Below are 23,814 nucleotides of genomic sequence, written 5' to 3'. Positions count from 1 at the left end.
TCCCTCCTTTATTTGCTTCTTCCATCATACGCTTCCTGATAAATTTCCAGATAGCGCGCTACGTTCATTGCTTCCAATTGCTTAACGTAACCATCCCAGTCCTTATCCAGATCGGCATCGCCGATCACGAAGCGGGCCATCATTTCGTCAACATAATCATTGATCGTCTTGGACAGATCCGCTACCTCGGACGCCTGCTCGTTCGTTAGAAATAACGGCGGCACGGTGCTGACATCCGTAGGTTTGTAAGGTTCGTATTTATTTTTCGTTTCATTGTACAGAATGACTTCTAGATCGTCGTCTCCTTTGGCAACGGCGCTCAGGCGGAAATCATTCGTCCGCAGACTCGGACCGGTTTGAATCCAGGCTATATTCTGTACCGTGCCGTAAGACTTCAGCTCTGACCAGACCGCGGGCTCTCCGTTGATGCCGATCTCTCCGTCCTTTGCTTCCCGCCATTCCTCGTCCGGGCGACCATACACGCTTCGCAGCGTATGCTCCCGTTCGTACAGCCCATCCGCCCATCGCAGGGCAAGCTCAGGATGCTTGGCCTTCTTCGTGATGACAAAGGCACCCGGATTCAATCCGGTGGAATCCAGAGCAGCATAGCGAACTCCGTTCGGTCCTTTGAGCGGCGGTACCGTCTTATATTCCAACCATCTTCCGCTTTCGCCGAGGAGTTGGGTAAATATACCCTGGTGCCCGCCGGTTGAAGCGCCAAGAAGTACGTTATCGGGGTTCTCGCCGATCTGGATCAGCTGATTGTCATCCTGCGTGAATGACTCCGGAGCGAGCAGCCCCTCAGCGTACAGCTTATTCATGTACCGCAAGCCTTCCCTCCACTCCGGTTTGTTGAAGGCGACGTCAAGCTTATCGTCTTTTATGAATATATGCTTGTAACTTGAGCCGTAAACCGGATTATAGATGAAGGAGTTCAACAGGAACGCATCAATGGAAGAGCTCCAGGATTTCGGTGAAATCGACAACGGAATTTCATCCTGGACGCCATTCCCGTTCGGGTCTTGTTCTTTAAAAGCTTTCAGCACCTCGTACAACTCATCCGTGGTTTCCGGCATCTCCAAATTGAGTTTCTTCAGCCAAGGCTCGTATATCCACATTTTCTGGCTCATGGAACAGTGGTAGCATTCATTCACTTCCGGAAGCGCATAAATATTGCCGTCCAGCGCCGTTATTGTGGATTGGATCTCCGGGTTATCCTGGAATATTTTCTTCGTATTCGGCCCCTGCTTCTCAATCAAATCATTCAACGGAAGAAAGGCGCCTTGCGAGCCGTATATCATCTGCTGCGCCGGCGAAATATTTAAACCCATAATGACGTCGGGATAATCCTCGCTGGCAAGAACGAGATTCAGCTTCTCCTGCATGCTCTGCTCCGGAACGACCTCCCACTCGATGTGCACATTCGTTTTTTCTTCATACCATTTGGTGAATTCATTCGTTTCGAAATTCTCGACCAGCGGATTTCCCCGCACCATCACCTTTAACGTGGTTTTCTCTTGAACCAGCGGATAGGTCCCCGGTGCGGATAAGGCGATTGGCTCGGTACCCGCATTTGGCGTCTCATCCGAGCCCTTCGGGCTCTGTGAACCCGTACAACCTGCAAGAAGGATACTGAATGCGGTGAATGCCCCCATGATCACCCGTGTTCTTTTTCTCATAACGTCCCGCCCTCCTGAAATATGGATGTTTTATCCCTTTAATGATCCGATCATGACCCCTTTGACAAAAAATTTCTGCAAAAACGGATATACGATCAACAGCGGTACCGAGGTCACCACGATCAGCGAATATTTCAGCAGCTCCCGCAGCCCTTGCCGGGCCGCAGCGGTTTTGGCATCGCCGAGCATTTCGATATTCACCTCGTTCTGCACCAGAATATCGCGAAGCACGAGCTGGAGCGGGTACAAATCCGCGCTCTTCAAATAAATCATCGCGTTGAAATATTGATTCCAGTGTCCAACGGCATAGAACAAGGCAATGACAGCCAAGATCGGACCCGAAAGAGGCAGCACGATGCGCCACAGGAAGCGAAAATCCGTACAGCCGTCCAGCTGTGAAGCCTCCAGCAGTTCCTGCGGGATGGTCGTCTGGAAATACGTGCGCATGATGATGACATTCCACACCGACAGCGCCCCCGGAATCAGCATCGACCATATCGTGTCAATCATGCCGAGATCCTTCACCAGCAGGTAGGTCGGGATCAACCCTCCATTAAACAGCATCGTGAACACGAACAGCAGCATGAACATGTTTCTACCCCGAAAATCTTTGCGTGACAACGGGTATGCTGCCATGACGGACAGAATGAGATTGATCATCGTGCCTGCCAGCGTATAGAACAGCGTGTTCATAAAGCCTTTGGCAACCATCGTATTTTTGAATACCGCACGGTAGCCTTCGAGGGTCGGTTCGACGGGCCACAGCCATACCTTTCCCGACAAGACCGCGCTGCTGGAACTGAATGAGGCGCTGACTACATATATCAGCGGATACAACACAATGATTAGGAAAACGGATAACATCGCGTAGTTGACCACCGTAAAAACGCGATCCGAGCCGGATTCCTTCATGGCAGGTGATTGCATACAAGTCCCCCCTTCCTTACCATAGACTCTCCTGCTTCAGCTTTTTGGCCGTTTGATTCACGATCAACAGCAGCACGAAACCGATGATCGCTTTAAACAACCCAATCGCCGTGGCATATGAAAAATTCATTGCTTGGGATACCAATCCCACCTTGTACACGTACGTGTCAATGACTTCGGATGAACGCAAATTCAGTGCATTCTGCATTAACAGAATTTTTTCGAAGCCGGTCTCGAGCATTTGCCCCGTATTCAGAATGAGTAAAATCATGGCGATGGGCATGATGCCCGGGAGATCAATGTGGCGCATCCGCTGCATCTTCGTGGCTCCATCCATGACGGCTGCTTCATGGAGAGCCGGATCAATCCCTGAAAGCGTTGCCAAAAAAATGATGCAGGAAAACCCGACATTCTGCCAAATATGGGACCATACATAAATCGACTGAAACCAGGAGGCCTCCGCCATGAAATGAAACGGACCCAGGCCGATCCAGCCGAGCATCGTATTGATGAGTCCCGTTCTTGGATCCATAAACTGCAGCATCAAGCCCACCAGCACGACCAGAGAGATGAAATAAGGCGCGTATGTAACCATTTGGACGGTGTTCTTGAAGCGCCGGTTCCTTACATAATTCAGTCCAAGCGCAAGCATAATGGGAAACGGGAAACTGGCTATCAGTGTGTACAAGCTGATGGAGAACGTATTCTTCAGCAATCGCCAGAATTCATGCGATTCAAAGAAGCGTTCGAACTGGGTAAATCCTACCCATGGACTTCCGTTGATCCCCTTCGTGACGTTGAACTCTTTAAACGCAATTTGCGCGCCGTACATCGGCACATACTTGAAAATAATGATGTACAGCAGCGGAAGAAAAAAAAGCGCATACAACTGCCAGCTACGGATGATGCTCTTCCAGCCACTCAGCGGCTACCACTCCAATCTTCAATGGATTCGTCCCGGGTGCGGTCCGTGATTGGAGTATATACAGCTGCGTGGATCAGCGTAAATCTTCATGTTCCCGGTCGATTATTCAGAATTTTAGAATGGGCTGTTATTCATCAATCATGCACTGTGCATTTCTTTAGATTAAGCATGTTCTTCTGCGCGTTGAAGACGTCTATACTCGGTCGCGCTAATGCCGTTTACCCGTTTAAACGCACGGCTGAAGGTGTTGAGTGAGAGATAGCCAACAGAAGCAGCAATGTCACTTACCGGCCTGTCGCTTGACGCCAATTCCCGCTTCGCCTCATCCATTCGGAGTTGCTCCAGATAGTCCGAGAAATTCAAGCCTGTTTGCTCCTTAAAGAAGTAAGATACATAAGCCTCAGAGGTGCGTGTTTCCCGGGCGAGCGCGGTTAAACTCAAATCACTTTCCCCATAGTGCCTCTCGATATAGGTAAGCAGTCGGCTCGTTAAATGGTCATTATGGCTCTTCTTCCTCTCCTCGTTTTTCCGACAGAGCCGAATAAAAGCAGCATAGAGTATGTTCATGGCTTCGGCTGGGGGCAGAACCGGATTTAATGCTCGGATGACGGCTTCCATTTCCTCCGTTCTGCCGCTTCCATCTTTCCCTGTGGGTTCGCAGCATTTCATTAAGGTACCGCTAAGTTCCTGGGCAAGGAGCTTCTCCACGGCCATCGGCAATTGCCGCTCCGACCTGTTCTTCTCCTTGATCTGCAGCAGCAACTGCTGCGTCTCATCCACATTGCCTGCCTTTACAAGCTGGATCAACCTCATCTCTTCATCGGCCGGGTAATAATATGAGAAGGCCGGCGTTTCCATCTCAGCATGATATAAGATAGGAGCCTTCTCGCTCCATCCTGCATGATGAAGCACAAACCTGGCCTCCCCGTAGGAACGGTATAACTCAGCAATGCTGGACTGGCACTCGCCTACAGCCATATACAGGCCTGTATCTGAGATTCCGCTCAATTGCTCGTAAATTACCCGTATATTCGCTCGCATCTGTGTCATAAAATCCGCATTATCTACTGCCGTTCCCGACAGGATCAGGACCAATTGGTTTTCACCAAAATCATGCAGCAGCACCTCCTCCCCGCATAATGCTTGAAGCCGGTCGCGGAGGTTGATTTTTACAATATCGAGCTCCATCAGCATCTCTTCCATAAACGGCTCCTGATATCCCCGAATATGAAGAAGCGCAACCGCATGGTGAGATCCCCGAAGCTGGACTTGTGCGTGTTCCATGGCAGCCTCTATCTCCTGCATCGACGTGAAGCTACCCTTCAGAAGCCTGTCAACCACGACATTTCGCAGCATCGGAAGCTGCTCTTCCAACCGTTCCTTCAGCGTATCATGACTTTCAATCAGCTCGGACACGGAATGTCCGATATAATCAACCGCGTTACGAGAAACCACATGTTTTGCATCCCGTGAGGATGACGGCAGAAGCTGGAGGATCTTAAGGAATGGTCTGCTGCTTCGATATGCAAAATAACCGGCGATCCCAAACCCCAGCAGAAGAGCTGTAATAAAGATCGTCAATGTCAGCTGTTTAATATAATTCACCTTTTGCAGCACCACGGATTTCGGTTGAGCGGATACATAGCTCCAGCCATTGTATTTGGACGTGGATTGCGTCACCAGCATTTCCTGTCCGCCCAATTGGATATGGGAGTAGCCCCCTCGTTTGGGAAGCGCTTTCACAATATCCGGTTCTTTCAAACCTATGGAACTGATCAAGTTGCCGTTCTGATCCGCTATGTAGGCAAAACCCTCTTGTTCCGGATCGACTTTGCGAAGCATGTCCTGAATCTGCATGTTGTTAATCAGTACAGTAACAACCCCGCTGCTCATTTTATTCCCGAAGGATTGCATATAGCTGACAACCGAGTAAGGTTTGCCTTCATACACGACCGAACGGCCCGGGGCATACGTTTTATAATGATACTGCCCAAACAGAGCTTGCTTCCACTCGCTTAATGACTGGTCGTCATAGCGCAGCTGCAAACGATAATACTGGTCCGCCGTATACACCTTACGAGGTGAAACGATCATGTTGCTGTTCCTGTAAGCAATGTAATAATCCAATATGAAATGATTGAACAATTTGTAATTAAACAAACTCTTTTCCAAATCCCATAGACGGTAAGGACCTGTTCCGACAAACGGTTCTTTCTCAAATTGAAAAGACAGCACCTTCGATTCGCTCGACATCTGTCGTGCCATGTTCTCGATTTCAGCGAATCTCTGATCCAGCGCTTCCTGGATTTGCTGCAGAGCGGCGGAGGTGCTTCTTACCGTCTCGCTTTCGATAAGACCTGCAGTCTTCCCATAAGCAAACCATCCAACCAATAGGGAGCCCACCAAAATGACAGCATACGGTATAAAAAATCGAACCAGCAGCGCTGCTTTCTCCCCGGAAACGGATTTCACCGCTTTAATCCCCCTTTCATCCCTTCAGATATGATCCAATATAACAAAGAAAACGACGTATAGTCAGTAGACCAAAAGGCACTTTTTAGAGTCAATCTTGAACACCATTCCCATCACAAGTTTGATAAAAACAATCATTTGGAGACTGTCGGCATTTCATCCGTAAATTGGTTATCTCCTTCTCCTTCCCTTATACTGGATAGGAAACTATCATTTTCGAGAGGAGACCCTATATGACAAATGCGAACGAATCTCTGAAAAATGCATTGTTTACGAAGGAATTTACCCATAACCCTTATCCTGTATACGAGAAATTGAGGCAAAGCGATCCCATACTGAATCTGCAATTTCCCGATGGACGTTTCGGCTGGCTGATCAGCAATTACGAGGAAGCTGTTGAAGCGCTCAAGGATGTCCGATTTAGTAAAGACGTCGCTAAAGCAATGGGGCAGGAACAGACTAGCGTGTTCAGCACTAATATGCTGTTCTCCGATCCGCCGGATCACAAACGGCTTCGCGGATTAGTCCAAAAGGGCTTTACTCCGCAGCGAATTGCGGATATGCGGGACCATATTCAAGAGATCGCGGACAACCTGCTGGATGCTGTCTCCTCCAAAGAAACCATAGATCTCATTGATGAATATGCGTTCAAACTTCCTATTATCGTGATAAGTGAAATCCTTGGCGTGCCTACGGAGGACCAAGACAAGTTTCGGATATGGTCCAACTCCATCATCGGCGCTTCCAACCAGGAAATGAACGAGCAAGTCGTCCAGCATATGAATGAATTTATCGCTTATTTGAAGGATTGGTTTGCCAAGGTTCGCGAACAGCCGGGCGATGATATGATCAGTCAGCTTGTCATTGCCGAGAATCAGGGTGATCGCTTATCCGAACAGGAGTTATATGGCGTCGTCACCCTGATGATCATAGCCGGTCATGAAACGACGGTAAACCTGATCGGTAATGGTGTGCTTGCCTTATTGGAGCATCCCGAACAACGCAAGCTTCTGCAGGAACAACCCGAACTCATTCATGGTGCGATTGAGGAAATGCTTCGCTACAACGGTCCCGTTGAATTCAGCACCTCACGTTGGGCGGCGGAGGATATGGATTTTCATGGTGTTCATATGAAGAAAGGCGACTTGGTTGTCATCGCTTTGAACTCCGCTAATCGGGATGCCTCACAATTTGAGGACCCGGATATCTTTGATATTACCCGGGAGAAGAGCCAGCATTTAGCCTTTGGCAAAGGGATTCATCTCTGCCTGGGAGCTCCCCTTGCCAGACTGGAGGGTGAAATCGCAATCAACACGCTGCTCCACCGCTACCCCAACTTTGAGCTGCAACGGGACATCGATGAGCTTGAATGGAGACCGGGTATGATTGTCCGCGGTGTAAAGGAAATTCCGATTTCACTTCATGCCTAATGTGCAACAACATGAATGACTTCTTCCATGAAAAAGGCGAATCCCTAACAGGATTCGCCTTTTGACTATGTTGCAGTCTTATTGGTTACATATTAATTATTATGTAAACTAAACTTCATTATATTAACATGAATCCCTTAGTTCATATGCCGGCAATCTCATCATCGACACAACGGGAAAGACCGGGCCGCTGGCACCCTTTCCTGTAGAAACGGGACTCACTCCCTACCAAGCTCCTCAGAGAAAATGCATCGTTGGTTATTTTACCGGAGTACAGCCCGTGGAGCCTGAAGGTATTTCCATTACAGTTCTTCCTGGGAGCGGTGAAATGTTCGAGATTCCCGCTATTACCGATACAGGTCGTGCCACCATCTTATTCATTGAAGCTGTGCCTGAGGGGATATTGGATGTTTTTAAAGGCATCAAGAACTCTTCCGAATTTGTGGCACGTATGGCGAATCTAATTGAAGAGCATTTGCCTCCTATATATGAACGAATCGATATGGATCGGTTTGCACTCATCGATGAGAACGCCTTCCTTCAAACCGCGATGACCCCACCAAAGCTTATAAAGCATTTCATGGACATCCAGTAAACCAACGGTTTCGTTAAGTCAAATCCTACGATAGCGGATCCTAAATCCTAAATAAGGAATAAATCGATCCCTAGTCCAAGCTCCATGACTAGGGGTTATTGATATGGCAAAAATGGGTAAAATTAATTAGTAGAACACTTTTAGAACGAAACACCTCAAAGTTTTCATTAAATGAAAGAAGCTGAGCCGAATGAAGTCTGCTAAAACCAAAGAAAATCAATCTCAGCGCATAAGATACTCCGCGCGTAATTTATGGTCAGGAATCTTATTCGGATTAGGTCTGGTCGGTTTTATCGATGAGGCTGTGTTCCACCAATTGCTGCACTGGCATCATTTCTACGATAAGTCTACAAGCGATATTGGACTTGTCTCCGATGGACTGTTTCACGCGTTCAGCTGGTTCGCGACCATCGGCTCTTCGTTCATGCTTGCCGATCTGCACCGCCGGCATGCGTTCTGGTTGAAACGGTGGATTGGAGGTATCCTGCTTGGAGGCGGCGCCTTCCAGCTGTATGATGGTATCATTCAGCATAAATGGATGCGGCTGCATCAGATTCGTTATAACGTCGATATCCGTCCCTACGATTGGGTCTGGAACCTGATTGCTGTGGGCATGATCCTAGTTGGTATAATTCTCATCGTGCGAACTCAAAACCGAACTCTATCCAGGGAGGCCTGACCTCATGATGAGTAACCATAGGCTTGTTCATGGGGCTGGAATGTCTGGAGGCCCTGCTTCGTGGACCTCATGGGAATGGATCATGGGTGGCTTAATCTTTGCGCTTCTCATTCTTGTATATATGGTTGCTGCTGCGATCTCCAATCGAAACTACCGAAATTGGCCGCTCCATCGTTATGTTTGTTGGGTTGTGGGAATGCTTTGTATTGGTTTGTCGCTGATTGGTCCGCTAGCGCGACTCGCCACTACGAACTTTATGATCCATATGCTCGGACATCTGCTGCTCGGAATGCTGGGGCCGCTGTTGATTGCATTCTCCGCACCGATGACGCTGCTCCTCAGGTCGACTCCAGTTCCTCTCGCCAGACGGATCACTCGTTTGCTGAAGAGCAAACCGGCCCAAATCGTTGCTCATCCGGCAGCAGCGACCTTGCTGAATATCGGCGGACTATGGGTCTTGTACACAACCGGCTTATTCATGGCCATGCACCATAGCCTTTTGCTGTATATCGTCGTGCTTTTCCATGTTTTTGCAGCGGGGTATTTATTTACGGTTTCTTTGCTCTATGTGGATGTGGCTCCGCATCGTCTCAGCTTTCAGACTCGTGCGATTATCCTGATGATCGCCATGGCTGGGCATGGGATACTCTCCAAATACATATATGCCTATCCGCCAGACGGCGTCTCTTCGGAACAGGCCGAGCTGGGCGGAATGCTGATGTATTACGGCGGCGACGCGATTGATCTCTTTCTAGTGTACTGGCTGTGTATGCAATGGTATAAGTCAGTACGCCCGCGACCTGCTGCATCCATGCTCCAAACCTTGGATTAATCACCGTTAACCGGATTATGATTGGTGTCACTCGTCTCCTGCGGCAGCACGTTGGATATGCTCGGTACATTACGCGGCTTATATTCAATGAGTTCAGAAGAGTAGATGGCAACGGTCATTCTCCCCCCATTACCGAATGCGCGGATGAGGATGGGCTGATTATAGGCGTTCTGAAAAACAAAATCAGGTCCTCCCCAGCTCACCGTAGCATCGCGCCCCGGCAGCACATAAGGTACGTTCCGGCTGTGAGAGTATCGCTTTACAATCTGCAAGCCTGCACGGTCAATAGCATTATACAGTGTGGAAGAGACCTGACAGGGGGGGGGGGGGGGGGGGGGGGGGGGGGGGGGGGGGGGGGGGGGGAGCATTATACAGTGTGGAAGAGACCTGACAGATCCCTCCCCCCACCCCCTCCGATAATTCGCCTCTGACAATAACGCCAGCACGTTTGTACCCTCTGTCCACCGTTCTAATGCCAACCACCTGATTAAAAGAGAAGGTTTCTCCGGGAAACACGACTGCACTGTCAATCGCCTGAGCGGCTAACGCGATATTATGGGAACGATTTTTGTTGTTGGAATTAAAATAGGTGACATAGTAACCTATCGGCTTCACCCGAAGGGAGGCCAAAAGCTCCGTATCCACCTTCGGATAAATCGGATACCTCGGGGCTTCGACGGTAGCACCCCCAGTGCCGTACCAATAGGAATAATATTGCTCCAGCAGTTTGCGTCGATCCAGTCTATGACCATTCTGCCCGGGAATGATTTGACCATTGCTGCCAATCCGGGCGTTCCGGGCTTCCATATAGGTTTTCCGATCAAGCGCATCTACCCATTGATTGTATTTATCCATATCCAGCAGTGGGAAAACATCAAGCGCATGGTCACTTCGGCTCACGCTTGCCATGACTTTGCCTTCTTGCGTTATCATTAAATCGCTGTTATCCGGTTCATCCCCTTGCAGGAGCATAAACAATAGACCAAGGGCTGACATCCATCTCAAGCTGGTTCACCTGCTTTATCGTTGTGTTTTTCTCTATTGGCGTTTACGTGATATGTCCGGTTTCGTTTACTCTCTGGTATTATGATTGCATTGCAGGTAATTCATTCAGATTGTTTTATAAACAAAAGAAACCCTCACCATGAAGTGTGGGTTTCTTTTGTATGTTATGACTTATTTTACAAGGACACTGGCGTCTCTTTCCTATGACTAAAGGGCATAACAAGGAACAAAAACGAGCTTACGGCCAGCAATTCTGCAATCCCGATGACCGTTCCCATTGGGACAGCAGTAGTTCCGTCTCCCAGGCCTACAAGTGGACTTGCGGCTGCACCTAATAACAATGGCAGTAATCCAAGAAGTGCGGACGCACTGCCTGAAGTGTGGGCTGCTTGCTTCTGCATCGCCAGTGACGTAGTCGTTGCACTGACCATGCCGACGGCAGAAACAATCAGGAACAGCATCGGTGTAATCAGCAGCAATCCGCCGCCAAGCCATGTGATCGCGAACAGCGAAGTGCCGCCAAAGGCCGCTATGACAAGACCCGTTGTCAACAATTTGGTTTCCCCTGTGCGGGAGGCCAATCTGCCCGTAATTTGAGAGAACAGTACAATGCCAACCCCATTAACGGCAAAGAACAGACTGTACATTTGAGGGGATACGCCAAAGATATCCTGCAGCACGAAAGGTGACCCCGAGATATACGCAAACATCGCGGCGGATACGAACGCTTGAGAAAGCGCATAGCCGACAAATACGCGGTCCCGAACCAGCGTGCCGAAGGTACGGAATGTTTGTTTAATCCCTCCGCTTGCCCTTTTCTCCCGAGTGAGCGTTTCCGGAAGACCAAACCATACAGCGAGCAGCATCAGCAATCCAATTAGGAACAGGACGACAAAAACTCCGCGCCAAGAGACGAAATTAAGGATAAACGCCCCGAATACAGGAGCGATAATAGGTGCCAATCCATTAATCAGCATCAGCAACGTAAAAAATTTGGTCAGCTCCGAACCGGTATATAAATCCCGGACGACAGCCCTGGATATGACGATACCGGCTGCTCCACTTGCTCCCTGCACGAATCGAAGCGCAACCAGAACCCATATCGTTGGGGCAAACGCGCACAGCAAGGAGGTAATCGAATAAATAATCAAGGATATAATGAGCGGTGCTTTTCTCCCCCGGATATCGCTAAGCGGGCCTGCTACAAGCTGTCCAAGAGCAAGACCAAGTAAAAAAGCCGTCAGGCTTAATTGGGCCAACGATGCTGTTGATCCCAAACTTTCGGAGAGCTTCGGCAGTGCAGGTAAATACATATCAACGGAAAGTGGCCCGAAAGCCGAAAGAGATCCGAGAATCAAGGCAAACTGAAGCCTCTTCCGGCGAGTTAGAACCATGGCTGAACCGGCTTCATTTGTGGACATCGACATACGATCTGTTACTTCCTTTCCTGCAACACATTGATGCATGAGTAATAAAATTTTAGATCTTGGATTGCTAAATAACTATCCTATCATAGGATATATTTCGGTAGATTGCCATCCATTTTTTCTAAGCGAGTGGAATCCGCAGGGTAAACGTCGTGCCAATCCCTAGCTCACTGTGCACCGTTATTCTGCCCCCATGGTCCTCTACAATTTTTTGACACAGCGACAGCCCAAGGCCGGTTCCTTCTTCTTTGGTTGTATAAAACGGATCAAATATCTTGGCCAGATTTTCATCAGCAATGCCTTTTCCGGTGTCCTGAATTTCCACGACAGCCATTCGTTCTTCCGCTCTGAGCGAGATTCGGACGGAGCCGGTGTGCTCCATCGCTTGAAAGGAATTACGGATCAGGTTAATCAGCACCTGGATGATCTTATCACGATCCATGACGATCTGGATCGGTTCATCACTTACATCCAGCATAAATAAATGTCCATGTGAAGCGGCTTCGGATTCACACAACGAATAGACTCGTGTCATACAGTCCATAAGGGATTCTACCCTCATATTGCTGGCATGGGGTTTTGAGAAGTGTAGAAATTCTGCCGTCAGCTCCCCTACCCGCGTAATCTCCCCCATTATGACTTCATACCAGGGCTTAATGTTATAACTTTGATTTTTGGAGAGTTGAATAAACCCTTTAATGGAGGTAAGGGGATTTCGAATCTCATGGGCCATCCCGGCTGCCAACTCCCCCACCATCTTCATCTTTTCCGTCCGGATCATCTCCTCCTGGCTTCTCATCCAGGAATTGCGCCGCATTTGAAATATCCGGTCTTCTGCCGTGCTGATCATCTCTTGATAAGTTAAGGCTTCATGCGGGTAACAAGTGATGCTATAGGTCACCTGTACGCCGATATTTTCAAATTTGAACATGCTGCTGTCGATGTTGACATGCTCGGGCAGCAGTATGGCAAAGCGGTCTCCCGCATATCGGGAGGCTGCCAGCATATCGTTTCGGAACAGTTTGCGCACTGCCCGTGAGAAACTGATCAGAATCTCATTGGCTGTGGAGATGTCCTTGGCATTTAACGATTTGAAGTTGTTGATGTCCAGTAACACCAACTGAAAGGGCTTATTCACCTCAATGAGATGCTGAACTTTATGCAAATATCCATCATAATTCAGAAGTCCCGTCAAGGGATCATGATAGGTCAGGTAATCGTTTTGCTTATATAATTTCTTCTTTTCCGATTCGAGAAAGTTAACAAAATGAAAGGACATCACGACGACAAAGGATGCTAAGCAATCAAACACCGAAACCAGAATATTGTACTTTGTAAAAGGCACGTAAGTCAGACGAATAATAGAATATTGAAATACCATAAGGAGGCACAGCGGCATCGTTTCTATGAAACGCTCCTTTTTATGAATGAGATTGATGATAAGTATGTAATACAGCAAGATACACCAATTCAATTGGCTAACATAATGAAACGCCCCGAGAAAGAGAAATTGAAGAATGCGAAGCCATTCCAACTTTCGATCCAAAATGACGGATGCATACAGTAACGATGCCGTGAGCAGCATCAAAGGGATTGACGTTTGATATCCAAGATAAACCGACGACACCATGATAAAAACCGATATCAAGGGAACAAATAGGAGCTTAAGTACTATAAACGACAAAGCGAATCACTCCTAAATCACTATTACTGGCGCAAAATGTAGAAATTACGGAGGCAAGTTTCACCAAATATGGTACACCATATATAAGCGTCTGAACAGCAGGAAAACACCACTTTCAAAAACAGCAAACGTGAATCTCTTTCTGAAAATCGTGTTTGTGCCTGCTAACCAGCTAGAATTCCTCGTATCGAATCGATATGAACTGATGGGTTGTCGGATGAAACGCAACGGTTACGTATACGCCGAATTCACGAGCGCCTTTCTTAAGCCATAGCTTAAATTTCTCCTCCGCCATCTCATTGGATATCGTGGTTCTTCCCATATAGAGGTAGTCGACGACATCCATATTGTATTTACGCTTCGTTTCCGTCACGGCGAGCGTTCCCCACATGGCGTAAACAGGGTCCTTACTGTTCATGGCTTGGGTCAGGGACTCTGCAATTTCTGTCAATTCCTGCTGACTGATTTTCGACGAAGCGCGATTTGCAGCAGTTAAAAGGTATTGCCAGTTCCCCTTTTCGAATACTAACAGTTGAAGCGTATTGATCGGTCCCTTGTAAAACTTTGCAGTCGTATGATCTGCCAGCTCCGATTCTTGAAATGATAGATGCTTCAGCTGCTGTTTATTCTCCAGCGGATATAACTCGATCTTGTAGTCATGTTCAGGTTTATATCGGTTCTGATAGTGAACCTCCAAATGCTCGTCCAATCCGCCTTCCATGTCATAACAGCGGCCATACTGATGCGTGAAAGCTACGGACGGCAATTGAGGTGGTAAGAAGAGGGCTGTACCGAAATGTTTCTCACAGGCCCTTAAAGCTTCCTCTACAAGCTCACCGCCGGATTCAAATATGGCTTGCTGATCATAGGAATCCGAAAGTTTTTTTATACCTTGTTCATAACCAGGGCTTAACCCAAACGATAAAACACCGGCTAATACGATGCTGCCCAGCATATTAAACCTCCTCGTTACACCTCTAGATGATCTAGCGTTCGTCTGTCAAGCCTAAGATCCCCGCTTACATTCTTCTTCATTCGACATGGGATTCGTTGGATAAATCCAGCGCAAAGTACACACACTGTGACAGACTATGCAGGAAATCCGAGGTGAAAAGGCGTGGGGATGAAACAGAAATTAAAATCCATCTTTCTGGTTAGCCATGAGTATTCAGAAGAAGGCCAAACTCACGAAAATCAGCAAGATCCTAACCCCCAGGAAGATGATAGGCTGACGCTGCAGCATATCATCGACCAATTTGATCATGCCGCCGATTTTGTCCATAAAACCTATCATAATGAACGTTTGCATGTACTGTATTTCAGTCATTTAGTCAATGAGGATCGACTGGAGCGTGATCTCCTTCCTCCTTTATTGAATTCCGATACACCGCTAGAACCGTTGACGCAGCAATCCCAGTATGAGCATGTGACGGATACTAAAAAATGCGTGGAGAGCATTCTTGACGGCATGGCTCTATTCTTTTATGAGGACAAAGCATACCTGATCGATGTTATTTTCCCAATATCACGTACGGTTGCTGAGTCCGAAACGGAATCCATCATTATCGGGCCGCACGAGGCTTTTACCGAACAAGCTTATACAAATCTGTCGTTGATCCGGAAGCGAGTTCAGAGTTCTCATCTCAAAGTCATTAAATTGTCCGTTGGTGAAGTAAGCAAATCTGATGTCTATGTTCTTTACATCCAAGACATCGCAAATGAGAACTACGTAAAAGAAGTGATAAAGCGAATTGAGGATATCGAAATCGATGCTATCCATGATGCGAACATGCTGATTCAGTGCATTGATGATGATCCGTATTCGATCTTTGCACAATTTCTGACCACCGAGCGGCCGGATACGATCGCATCGAAGCTGGTTTCGGGTCGTATCGTGGGAATTATGGACGGAAGCCCCACTGCCTTCAGCGCCCCGGTCAACTTTTTTGAATTCTTCTCATCCTCCGATGATTATTACCAAAGGTGGAGCATAGGCACGGCATCCTTGTTCTTGAGGTTTGCAGCGCTCCTGATTACGGTGACGTTGACAGCCCTTTACGTATCAGTGACCTCCTTTCACTATGAAATGATTCCGGAAAATCTTATCTTGACACTGACAGAGTCCAGAAGTAAAGTGCCTTTCCCCCCGATTTTTGAAGCGTTGCTGATGGAGACTACCATAGAGCTATTGCGGGAGGCCGGGGCGAGACTGCCTACCAAGATCGGTCAAACCATTGGTATCGTAGGCGGTATCGTTATAGGACAAGCTGCTGTGCAAGCAGGATTAACAAGTAACATTCTAATCATTGCCGTCGCCTCTTCGGCGATTGCCTCCTTTGTTATTCCCAACTATGTGATGAGTGCATCCTTTCGCCTGTTCCGTTTCGCACTTATTGTAATGGCTGGATTATGGGGAAATATGGGATTGGCTCTTGGATTGGCCTATATAGTCATTCACTTAAGTGGTTTGACGAGTGTCGGCGCCTCCTACTTATCACCCATTGCTCCCTTTGAGCCCTATGATTGGAAAGACGTATTCATGAGACTGCCTTTTTCCGCATTGGCCAAGCGGCCAACCCAAGTCAAAGCCAGAAACAAAGTGAAGTTAAAAATGAAGAGGTGAGGACAATTGAAAGAAAAACTCTCCCAGTTTCATACCGCGATCCTAATCTATATGATTCAAACGGGTGTATATGTATTCAGCATTACCCAGGTCGAAGCCAAATATTTTGGTACGAACGGTTGGCTTATCACCATCCCGGTTTCCCTTCTGGTCTGTCTGAATATTTACATGATGTATTGGGTGTACCGGCTGGGCAAAGGACAGTCGATCTTCGTCATATTGGAGAAAAGCATTCCCAAGTTCATTCTAACCCCCTTCTATCTGGCAATCAGTACGGTATGGGCGCTGATCGGCTGTCTCGTCGCCAAGGAGTATGTACTGATCTTTCAGATGTTCGCGTTTCCGACAACCAACCCTATGGTGTTCAAGATTGCGATCGATGTTCTTGCATTTATACTGCTGACCAAAGGGCTATATAACATTTCCAAGGCTTCGACCGTTTTCTTCTGGAGCACCATCTGGATGAGCTTGCTTTTGCTTTATTATGTAGGGGAATTCAGAATAGAGAGATTAACCCCCTATATTTTTAAAGACAGTTACAGCATGACCGAAGGTCTTTTTCAAATTTATTTGGCATACTTGGGTTATGAGCTGTGCTTACTTTTGATTCCCTATACCGATAAGAAGACCAAACTGTTCAGGGCGGTATTCTATGGAAATTTAATTCGTACGGTATCCTATACGCTCTCGGGCTTTGTTACGTTTGGTGTAATTGGCTCGGATATGCTTAAGGTCATGTTGTTCCCGTTACTGGATCTTCTGGCTTACATCAAGCTTCCATTCATTGAGCGAATCGAGAACCTTTTCTACGGCTTCTTCCTGTTTACAACCATTATCACCCTAGTCCTTTACTTCTGGGCGGCTGGCGAAAGCACCCAAAGAGTCTTCCCGAAGATCAAAATCAATGTACACTATTTCTTTATCATTTTAGTTGCTTTGCTCATCTCCTACATTCCAACCGTATTGAACACGATCAGGGAATGGCTTATGTATCTGGGATACATCCAGATAGGGTTTGCCTACATAATGCCGTTGATATTAATTCTTCTGCTGCTATGGCAGCGGCGCAAAAAGGCAGTGTGATGTGATATGTTAAAAAAATGTACGTGTTTGCTCCTCCTACTGTGTATCCTCCCTATATTCGGCTGCGGGGATCAACGCATTTTGGAAGATCTGGGATTCATCCAAACGACCAGCTATGATATGCTCCCGAATGGCGAGTTAAGCTTCTCGGTCTCCATACCCCAAGCGGATCCGGAGACTTCCGCTAAGCGCGAAGTGCTGATAGCAACAGCCAAGAGCAGCAAGGAAGCGAGAATGATCATGTCCAGACAAACGGGGATGTTGCTGGTGAGTGGACAATTGCGTAATGTGCTGTTCGGTATTTCGTTGGCGGAAAACGGACTGCACGGTCATCTGGATACCTTGTTTCGGGATCCTTCCATCTCTTCACAGGTAAAAATCAGCGTGGTTGAAGGCAGTGCAGGCGAATTGCTGATTGACGATTACAAGCAGCACCCGCGGACCGGCCGATATATCGATATGTTGCTTGAGAAGGAAGCACTCGGACAAACCATTCCAAAGGTCACGTTATTTAACTTCGCCAGGGATTTTTTTGATCAAGGCGTAGACCCTGTTGCTCCGATTATTAAGAAGCATGGGAACAATTATATCACCACGAATGGCATCGCCTTGTTTAGAGACGATCGTTATGTTACGAAGATCGAACCTCAGGACGCATTGGTTTTCGCTTTTCTAAAAAGCAAATTCAGAGAAGGCCAAATTAGTATTGATCTGACGGAGATTAACGGCAAGAAGGAAAACGTCATGTTCAGTTCATTGATCAGCACACGAAAAGTCAAGGTTACCCGCGGAGTTCAAGGCGTTGAGAAGGTTACGTATCATGTGAAGGTTACCGGCTCTGTTCTGGAATACATCGGAGATGCTAGGTTAAATAACGCCCGGGAACGGCGCGAGCTGGAGCAGCGAATCAGTCAATATATTTCAAAAAAAGGCGATGCCATGATTGCGTTGATGAAAAAACATCAGGTGGATAATCTCGGAATCGGCACATATGTTCGAAATCGGGTTGGCTATGAACAATGGAAAAAAATGAACTGGCGGCAGGAGCTTCAAAAAATTCCGGTGGAATGCTTGTTTGATGTGCACATTAAAGATTACGGAAAGTTTCGGTAATATGGGAATGGGCAGTGTCACTACCTTTGTTGGGTGAGGACCGGGCCTCCTACGGGAATACTGAATAATTGTGCTTTTCGGGGTATGGAATTAGCAGCAGATCAACATAAAAACCATGAGCTGCTTGGTATGCGGCTCATGGTTTTGCTTCTAAAGTGTTATACATCCCAATGGTTTACTTCTCCATCAGAAGTTTCTTAGCAGCGCATGCGAGCATGCCGTCTGAAGATCCCTCCAGCAGCGATTGATTTCGGCATCTTCCATCGCAGCGGATAAACCCAAGAGCGGGAACACCTGTTGGCCGCAGGATAACGCTGTTTGGGCTGCTGCTATGCTGCGGGCGGTCACCTCTTCTTCTGTTGTTTTCGATAATTCACCGTTATTCAGCAGCTCCTCCCAAGAGCCTTCCACCGTCTTATAAAAATCCGAAACGGATTGCTCCAACATTGCTTTACGCTCCTCCAGCTTGCCGATCACATGAGAAGAGCTCCTTCTCTGTGTCGCAAGTGATTCGGCTGCCTCCAGGAAATGCTCGGCGATCCCAACGGCGACTCCAGCAAAAGATACTTGGGCAAACGGAAGGAAGGGATATTGATAGATCATTTCGTTCTCATACCCTTGGGTTTCCGTAAGGGAGAACGTCATCTCCACCGGCACGAATGCATCCACAGCGGATAACGTATGACTCGCCGTTGCCCGCAGTCCGAAGGCATTCCAATCCTCCAGAATCTCGACTTGATCAGGATTCAGGATAAAGGAACGAATATGGGGCTCGCCCTGATCTGTTGTCGGTACGCCAGCTTTATCTTGTACCGCGGAATCCGGTTCAATAACTGCATTGGCTGTAAAGGTCGTTGCATAGGTAGAACCGCTGCAATACTTCCAGCTGCCGTTCACAATATATCCGCCGTCCACCTGTCTTGCCGTGCCTGTCGGCATCCCGCTGCCCGCAATCACCGCTTCGCGGTGTGCGAATACGCGGCGACTCACCTCCTGGCTCATCAGTGCCGCGAAGAATCCTCCACCTGCTCCAATCGTAACCAGCCATCCCAGGTTACCGTCGATCCTGGCACTCTCCTGAAAAATGCGTGCAGCCTCCGGCAGTGAGGTCATTCTTCCTTCAAGCTCATCGGGCACAAACAAATGAAATAAACGATGATCGTATATAGTTGCCAGCACTTCGGGCGTTACTTGTCGATGCTTGTCCATCCCAAGCGCTTGTTCTCTTATGCTTTGAATCTGCTGATCCGTAAATAACATAACTCCACCGCTTTCCACAATCTTCTCTCTGCCTAGTGATATTAAGATTCCAACCTTGTACGAATATGCTTAATCTATTCTTTAGAAGTCGTTTCATCGATCTGGGTTAACACCTTCTCCAGGGAACCCATGAAGGACACACGTTGTTCTTGATGATGTTGATAAGTCCTCAATAGGTTATCGATTTGAGTTTGTATGCTGCTCCTAAAAGCTTCCGGGTTGGTGGAAACAGATGATCCCAGTCCCTCTGCATCCAACTGGCGTATTTCTTCCATGAGACCTCTTTCTGCAAAATGGATCTCCATCATCTCACTCATCAGCGACTTCAGCTTCACGACCTTGGCCAGGCGCTGTGCATGGGTCCACCGCTCCTCGGGAGTCGATGCATCTACAAGGGAGATGCTGTAGTTTCGCATCGCTGTCAGCTCGCCGTTATAGGTTAAAGCCCCTTCCTGAATCAGATGTCGGACCCGATACTCAATGAAAGAGTCGGAAACGGTTAATTCACCCATTCCGATCACCTCGCCAATAATGCGGGCTGATTTCTTGAAGAACCCGTGTCTAGCCTCAAGGCGATATGCGGCTTGCAGTATATCTGCATCATAGTAAGATTCAGGAACGGTGCGTAACTCCTCGCCTTGAAGCACGCGCAGGAACCCATCATCGTTTACGAGACGCTGCCAATCCGCACGATAGCCAGCCTGAGCTTGCGGCGACAATGGAACATGCTCGGCTGTGTCCAGCACCGTTTGAAGTTTATCTATAGCCATCTCGAATGTCCCCCGATACCAAATGTTCGGGTTCTGCTTGTGAAGCACACTTGTCGCATTCACCAATATGGCATCAGGATGATCTGGTATTAAAGACAACAACCTGCGTAAGCCAAGTTGTTCCGAGGCGGAATCCCCTGCCCATATCAAGCACGGCAGCTCGTTCAGCTGCTGGGGCAAGGTCAGCCAAGCGAAGGCAGCTTGCAGCATCGTTAATTTTCTGTCATCCGCATGCGTAATGCTATATCGTTCCTGAAACCACTTATTTCGGATAGAGAACGAACGGGAGAAATCATGGTCCTTCGGGAGCGGTCCGATCATGAGGTCATCGTGCAATGTAACTACGATTTCTCCCGGTTTCGAGCGCAGCAGCATCTTTAACGACCCTGCCGTTGAATCATCGAACGCAATATGGACACGCGATACATTCCCGCGATGAATCGGGGATTCGTGCAGGTAGGCTTCATTCCCCATTGCCCACTCTTTATCGAACAACTGGAGAAAGAGCTCGAGACTTTGATGCTTGCCATCTGCCAACAGCCTTGCCGATTCCGTATTCATCTTGTCCTTCAGCTTTAATAGCTTTTCATAGAAGTGGTTAATGGCCGTGCTTTTGCCTTTTCGATATTCCTCTGGTGTCATTTGCTCCCGAAGAGGAATGAATGGATCATACATGCTTTGTCCCTTCCATCCGGAATAAGCAAATGTACGGGCAATACCGATTGCGCCAATCGCATCCAGACGGTCTGCATCCTGTACAATTTGCCCTTCTAATGTACGCATGGCGCTCCCCGTTCCGCCAGAGAATGACATCGTGCTGATAATCTCCAACACGGTTTCCTGGTCAGATGCTTCCACACCGGCTTGCTGCAACCACTGCTGAACCCGCTCGTAACCTGCTTCCTTTGATTCATTCAGCTTCTCGTCAGCTACGTCATGGAGATATGCTGACAATTCACATATGTATGGATTCGCGCCTTCAAGATACGCCAGGAGTCGGGCGATTCGGGTGACACGCTGCACATGCCACCAATCATGACCGCTTGCATCCCTTTCGTGCACTGTGCGCGCAAAATCTTGAGCTTTCTGAATAATATGACTATGAGTTGATTTCATTTGATTCAATTTCCCCCATCCCAGCTTCCTGCTTCTAAGCTCTATTATTCCTGATTTACTATAACGTCGCAACTTAGAGGATGTTATAAGCGAGTTGTATCCGCCTTACGCATGTGGGCATACGATAAACAGAATTGTGTTAAAGATATCCGTTTAGTAACAACTAAGATGAATACAGTAAGGAGCTGAACGGTCATGCTGGTGTTTATTCTTCCAGGTTTATATCCTCATTTAAGCGTAAATACCGCGTCCTCGGTTCAACGTGTATTTTCATATGCCCAATCTATAGTGATCCCTAGCGAAGAAGAGGCTGCAGCGATCATGAATGAGACGCTATCCCTGGAGACTGATCCGTGGTTCGTGACCCTCTATGCGGGAGATTCTGTTCAGCCACATGCAAACAAAGAAATCGAACGATGGCTTAGTACATGCAGTGACCGCTCAGCCGGCTGCATAATGAATCCCGTTTCTATTACAGGTCAACCGGCTCTATCCAACCACAGTCATCTTCCATCCTCCCCTTTTCCCCGTGGACCCCTGTTATGGCGCACGGAGATGGTCATGAATGGGCAGATACCGGGTTTTACGACAAAAGAGCAGCTGCCATTCCAGAAGTACGTGTTGATCGATAAACAGATCCAGCTGTCCACCCGATATGAATGGACGGAAGTTGATTCCGATGGGATCCTATACCATCAACGCGCTGCCCCTGCTTGGATGAGGGAAGCTGAGGAATGGAACGCAATCTCCCCGCTTCTCCATGCTTCATCCCGTGTTCAGTATATAGATGAAAGACAAAACTCTCCAATAGTTACCATTGCTCTATGCACATATAACGACGGTGAATACTTGCCATGGGCTATTCGCTCCGTATTATCACAGACGATCACAGCTTGGGAGCTGATCATTGTCGATGACGGTTCAAGTGATGATACTTCAAGTATTCTGGCGAGACTCCCTGTTGATTCAAGAATAAATACAGTGAGACAAAATCAAAACCTGGGTAAAGCTCATGCCCTGAACAGAGCACTTCAAATGGCGAGGGGTTCCTGGTTTCTTGAGTTGGATGCCGATGATTGGATGTCACCTGATTGTCTGGAAGTCCTTCTACATGAAGCATGCAAGGAGCGGAATGTTGGTGTATTCTATGCGAATCATGTTGAATGGCTTGAGCGGATGAATAAACAGCTCCTTTACCAGGGTATCAGAACTGGACCATCCCATTTCTCCTCCAGGCGACTCCTCGCTGAAGCCGTTGCAGTCGCCCCAAGAATGTTCAACGTCTCTATACTCAAGCAGGTAGGAGGTTGGAACACCATGGTCCCTTTCGAAGGACGTCTATACGAAGATATCGAGATGTTATCCAAGGTTTCCTGCTTCCATCCGGTTCATCATGTTCCTCAACCGCTCTATCATAGAAGGTTAAGAAGCTCCAGCATGACACATCGGCATCTTAATTACTATGAGAAATGGAAGAACGCCATGAGCGACATATTGAATTAGATTTATTGAAATAGATCTTGTAAAGTTCACCATTCGAGAAATCACTGAGGAAGTATACGGACTAACGATATATTATCGTTAATTATGGTAACCTGTCTTGATGTTGGCAAATAATTTGAGCTTACTACCTGAACCGTGATCAATCCAGCTGTAGCTGATAATAATTGTCCTTGAAGGAACTGATTGGCCTGGATAACCTCTACCGTCCTACCGAGGAAAGTTGCCAGTATCTCCGAAAAATCCATCTTCTCTTCCCTCCCTATTTATCATTATTCAATGGATAAGATACTACGTTGCGGTATAATGGCAATGCTTCCGTTAGGCTCCGAGATTTGAATATAATCTTCACCAATGGATACCAATGTACCGAAAATTGGACCTGCAGGAGTTTCGATGGTTATACGCGTATTAAGTCGCGATCTTAAATAGGCAATGACATTACCTCGCTCTGCATAGCTGCTTTCTACTTGCTCCTGAAGTGTATTTACCCGTATGGCAAGTCGTCTGAGCTGTAATTTAATCTGAGAAATGCTCTTAATCAATCGCCAGCGTAACCTATTCAGCTTACTCAATACTGGAATTGGCTTTTTACCATGCTTACGTTTTCTCTTACCTACAATGACCTTGCAATCGCTTTGATGGCTTCGGTTCCAATATCTCCTCACAATTGCGGCCTCCCTCCATATAGTCA

Annotated in this window: 18 protein-coding genes and 1 pseudogene; 8 read left to right on the top strand and 11 right to left on the bottom strand. The window is 47.5% G+C overall.

Annotated features, from left to right (window positions below):
• Window positions 1–8: 8 nt before the first annotated feature.
• The 4 genes from MKY48_RS16065 to MKY48_RS16050 all read right to left on the bottom strand — a co-directional run bounded on the left by MKY48_RS16065 (window position 9) and on the right by MKY48_RS16050 (window position 6,003).
• On the bottom strand, window positions 9–1,679 hold the full coding sequence (locus MKY48_RS16065; RefSeq protein ID WP_339293409.1) for an ABC transporter substrate-binding protein: 1,671 nt from the start codon (window positions 1,677–1,679) through the stop codon (window positions 9–11).
• 30 nt (window positions 1,680–1,709) lie between these two features.
• Window positions 1,710–2,606: a carbohydrate ABC transporter permease gene (locus tag MKY48_RS16060; RefSeq protein ID WP_076323443.1), complete on the bottom strand. Its 897-nt coding sequence runs from the start codon at window positions 2,604–2,606 to the stop codon at window positions 1,710–1,712.
• A 16-nt stretch (window positions 2,607–2,622) separates the two neighbouring features.
• A complete protein-coding gene (locus tag MKY48_RS16055; protein ID WP_339273265.1) occupies window positions 2,623–3,495 on the bottom strand; it encodes an ABC transporter permease subunit in 873 nt (290 codons plus the stop codon).
• Window positions 3,496–3,693: 198 nt separating this feature from the next.
• Entirely contained in the window at window positions 3,694–6,003 is a 2,310-nt protein-coding gene (locus MKY48_RS16050; protein ID WP_339293408.1) for a helix-turn-helix domain-containing protein, read from the bottom strand.
• A gap of 233 nt (window positions 6,004–6,236) precedes the next feature.
• Here MKY48_RS16050 and MKY48_RS16045 point away from each other — a divergent pair, with 233 nt between their 5' ends.
• The 4 genes from MKY48_RS16045 to MKY48_RS16030 all read left to right on the top strand — a co-directional run bounded on the left by MKY48_RS16045 (window position 6,237) and on the right by MKY48_RS16030 (window position 9,539).
• Window positions 6,237–7,433 carry a cytochrome P450 gene (locus tag MKY48_RS16045; RefSeq protein WP_339293407.1) on the top strand — a complete coding sequence of 399 codons (1,197 nt, stop codon included), beginning with the start codon at window positions 6,237–6,239 and terminating at the stop codon, window positions 7,431–7,433.
• A 160-nt stretch (window positions 7,434–7,593) separates the two neighbouring features.
• Complete coding sequence (locus MKY48_RS16040; protein WP_339273519.1) at window positions 7,594–8,028, top strand: styrene monooxygenase/indole monooxygenase family protein; 435 nt, start codon at window positions 7,594–7,596, stop codon at window positions 8,026–8,028.
• Between the two features lie 190 nt (window positions 8,029–8,218).
• A complete protein-coding gene (locus tag MKY48_RS16035) occupies window positions 8,219–8,707 on the top strand; it encodes a DUF2243 domain-containing protein (protein ID WP_339293406.1) in 489 nt (162 codons plus the stop codon).
• Window positions 8,708–8,747: 40 nt separating this feature from the next.
• On the top strand, window positions 8,748–9,539 hold the full coding sequence (locus MKY48_RS16030) for a cytochrome c oxidase assembly protein (protein ID WP_339293518.1): 792 nt from the start codon (window positions 8,748–8,750) through the stop codon (window positions 9,537–9,539).
• Here the strand turns inward: MKY48_RS16030 and MKY48_RS16025 are convergent.
• The 4 genes and pseudogenes from MKY48_RS16025 to MKY48_RS16010 all read right to left on the bottom strand — a co-directional run bounded on the left by MKY48_RS16025 (window position 9,536) and on the right by MKY48_RS16010 (window position 14,610).
• A pseudogene (locus tag MKY48_RS16025) lies at window positions 9,536–10,535 on the bottom strand (VanW family protein). The gene MKY48_RS16030 and the pseudogene MKY48_RS16025 sit on opposite strands and share 4 nt — an antisense overlap.
• A 185-nt stretch (window positions 10,536–10,720) precedes the next feature.
• Window positions 10,721–11,971 (bottom strand): multidrug effflux MFS transporter, encoded by a 1,251-nt coding sequence (locus tag MKY48_RS16020; protein ID WP_339293405.1) that lies wholly within the window; start codon window positions 11,969–11,971, stop codon window positions 10,721–10,723.
• Between the two features lie 121 nt (window positions 11,972–12,092).
• On the bottom strand, window positions 12,093–13,655 hold the full coding sequence (locus tag MKY48_RS16015; RefSeq protein ID WP_339293404.1) for an ATP-binding protein: 1,563 nt from the start codon (window positions 13,653–13,655) through the stop codon (window positions 12,093–12,095).
• A 172-nt stretch (window positions 13,656–13,827) separates the two neighbouring features.
• Window positions 13,828–14,610: a DUF3889 domain-containing protein gene (locus tag MKY48_RS16010; protein ID WP_339293403.1), complete on the bottom strand. Its 783-nt coding sequence runs from the start codon at window positions 14,608–14,610 to the stop codon at window positions 13,828–13,830.
• A 168-nt stretch (window positions 14,611–14,778) separates the two neighbouring features.
• On the opposite strand from MKY48_RS16010, the gene MKY48_RS16005 reads away from it, so the two are divergent.
• The 3 genes from MKY48_RS16005 to MKY48_RS15995 are packed head-to-tail and all read left to right on the top strand — an operon-like array spanning window position 14,779 to window position 18,474.
• A complete protein-coding gene (locus MKY48_RS16005; protein WP_339273255.1) occupies window positions 14,779–16,278 on the top strand; it encodes a spore germination protein in 1,500 nt (499 codons plus the stop codon).
• Window positions 16,279–16,284: 6 nt separating this feature from the next.
• Complete coding sequence (locus MKY48_RS16000) at window positions 16,285–17,361, top strand: GerAB/ArcD/ProY family transporter (RefSeq protein WP_339273254.1); 1,077 nt, start codon at window positions 16,285–16,287, stop codon at window positions 17,359–17,361.
• Window positions 17,362–17,367: 6 nt separating this feature from the next.
• The gene (locus MKY48_RS15995; RefSeq protein WP_339273253.1) at window positions 17,368–18,474 is read left to right on the top strand and encodes a Ger(x)C family spore germination protein; all 1,107 of its coding nucleotides are present in this window, start codon (window positions 17,368–17,370) and stop codon (window positions 18,472–18,474) included.
• 186 nt (window positions 18,475–18,660) lie between these two features.
• On the opposite strand, the gene MKY48_RS15990 is transcribed toward MKY48_RS15995, so the two are convergent.
• Together MKY48_RS15990 and MKY48_RS15985 are read right to left on the bottom strand one after the other, a co-directional pair.
• Entirely contained in the window at window positions 18,661–19,734 is a 1,074-nt protein-coding gene (locus MKY48_RS15990; protein ID WP_339273252.1) for an acyl-CoA dehydrogenase, read from the bottom strand.
• 74 nt (window positions 19,735–19,808) lie between these two features.
• Window positions 19,809–21,620, bottom strand: a complete 1,812-nt coding sequence (locus MKY48_RS15985) for a DUF3658 domain-containing protein (protein WP_339273251.1) — start codon at window positions 21,618–21,620, stop codon at window positions 19,809–19,811.
• 195 nt (window positions 21,621–21,815) lie between these two features.
• Here MKY48_RS15985 and MKY48_RS15980 point away from each other — a divergent pair, with 195 nt between their 5' ends.
• Window positions 21,816–23,123, top strand: coding sequence for a glycosyltransferase family 2 protein (locus MKY48_RS15980; protein ID WP_251035889.1), 1,308 nt, complete (start codon window positions 21,816–21,818; stop codon window positions 23,121–23,123).
• A gap of 269 nt (window positions 23,124–23,392) precedes the next feature.
• On the opposite strand, the gene MKY48_RS15975 is transcribed toward MKY48_RS15980, so the two are convergent.
• Complete coding sequence (locus MKY48_RS15975; protein WP_339273249.1) at window positions 23,393–23,788, bottom strand: hypothetical protein; 396 nt, start codon at window positions 23,786–23,788, stop codon at window positions 23,393–23,395.
• Window positions 23,789–23,814 lie beyond the last annotated feature (26 nt).

This window comes from Paenibacillus sp. FSL W8-0187, from assembly GCF_037969755.1.
Taxonomy (GTDB): domain Bacteria; phylum Bacillota; class Bacilli; order Paenibacillales; family Paenibacillaceae; genus Paenibacillus_AQ.
The sequence above is the reverse complement of the archived record's forward strand: the minus strand, read 5'-3'. Positions and strand labels throughout refer to the sequence as shown.

Coding starts and splice junctions, on each gene's coding strand:
- MKY48_RS15995 (WP_339273253.1), top strand. CDS start 17,368: ATGTTAAAAAAATGTACGTGTTTGCTCCTCCTACTGTGTATCCTCCCT.
- MKY48_RS16045 (WP_339293407.1), top strand. CDS start 6,237: ATGACAAATGCGAACGAATCTCTGAAAAATGCATTGTTTACGAAGGAA.
- MKY48_RS15980 (WP_251035889.1), top strand. CDS start 21,816: ATGCTGGTGTTTATTCTTCCAGGTTTATATCCTCATTTAAGCGTAAAT.
- MKY48_RS16065 (WP_339293409.1), bottom strand. CDS start 1,679: ATGAGAAAAAGAACACGGGTGATCATGGGGGCATTCACCGCATTCAGT.
- MKY48_RS15985 (WP_339273251.1), bottom strand. CDS start 21,620: ATGAAATCAACTCATAGTCATATTATTCAGAAAGCTCAAGATTTTGCG.
- MKY48_RS16035 (WP_339293406.1), top strand. CDS start 8,219: ATGAAGTCTGCTAAAACCAAAGAAAATCAATCTCAGCGCATAAGATAC.
- MKY48_RS16060 (WP_076323443.1), bottom strand. CDS start 2,606: ATGCAATCACCTGCCATGAAGGAATCCGGCTCGGATCGCGTTTTTACG.
- MKY48_RS16005 (WP_339273255.1), top strand. CDS start 14,779: ATGAAACAGAAATTAAAATCCATCTTTCTGGTTAGCCATGAGTATTCA.
- MKY48_RS16010 (WP_339293403.1), bottom strand. CDS start 14,610: ATGCTGGGCAGCATCGTATTAGCCGGTGTTTTATCGTTTGGGTTAAGC.
- MKY48_RS16030 (WP_339293518.1), top strand. CDS start 8,748: ATGTCTGGAGGCCCTGCTTCGTGGACCTCATGGGAATGGATCATGGGT.
- MKY48_RS15990 (WP_339273252.1), bottom strand. CDS start 19,734: ATGTTATTTACGGATCAGCAGATTCAAAGCATAAGAGAACAAGCGCTT.
- MKY48_RS16020 (WP_339293405.1), bottom strand. CDS start 11,971: ATGTCGATGTCCACAAATGAAGCCGGTTCAGCCATGGTTCTAACTCGC.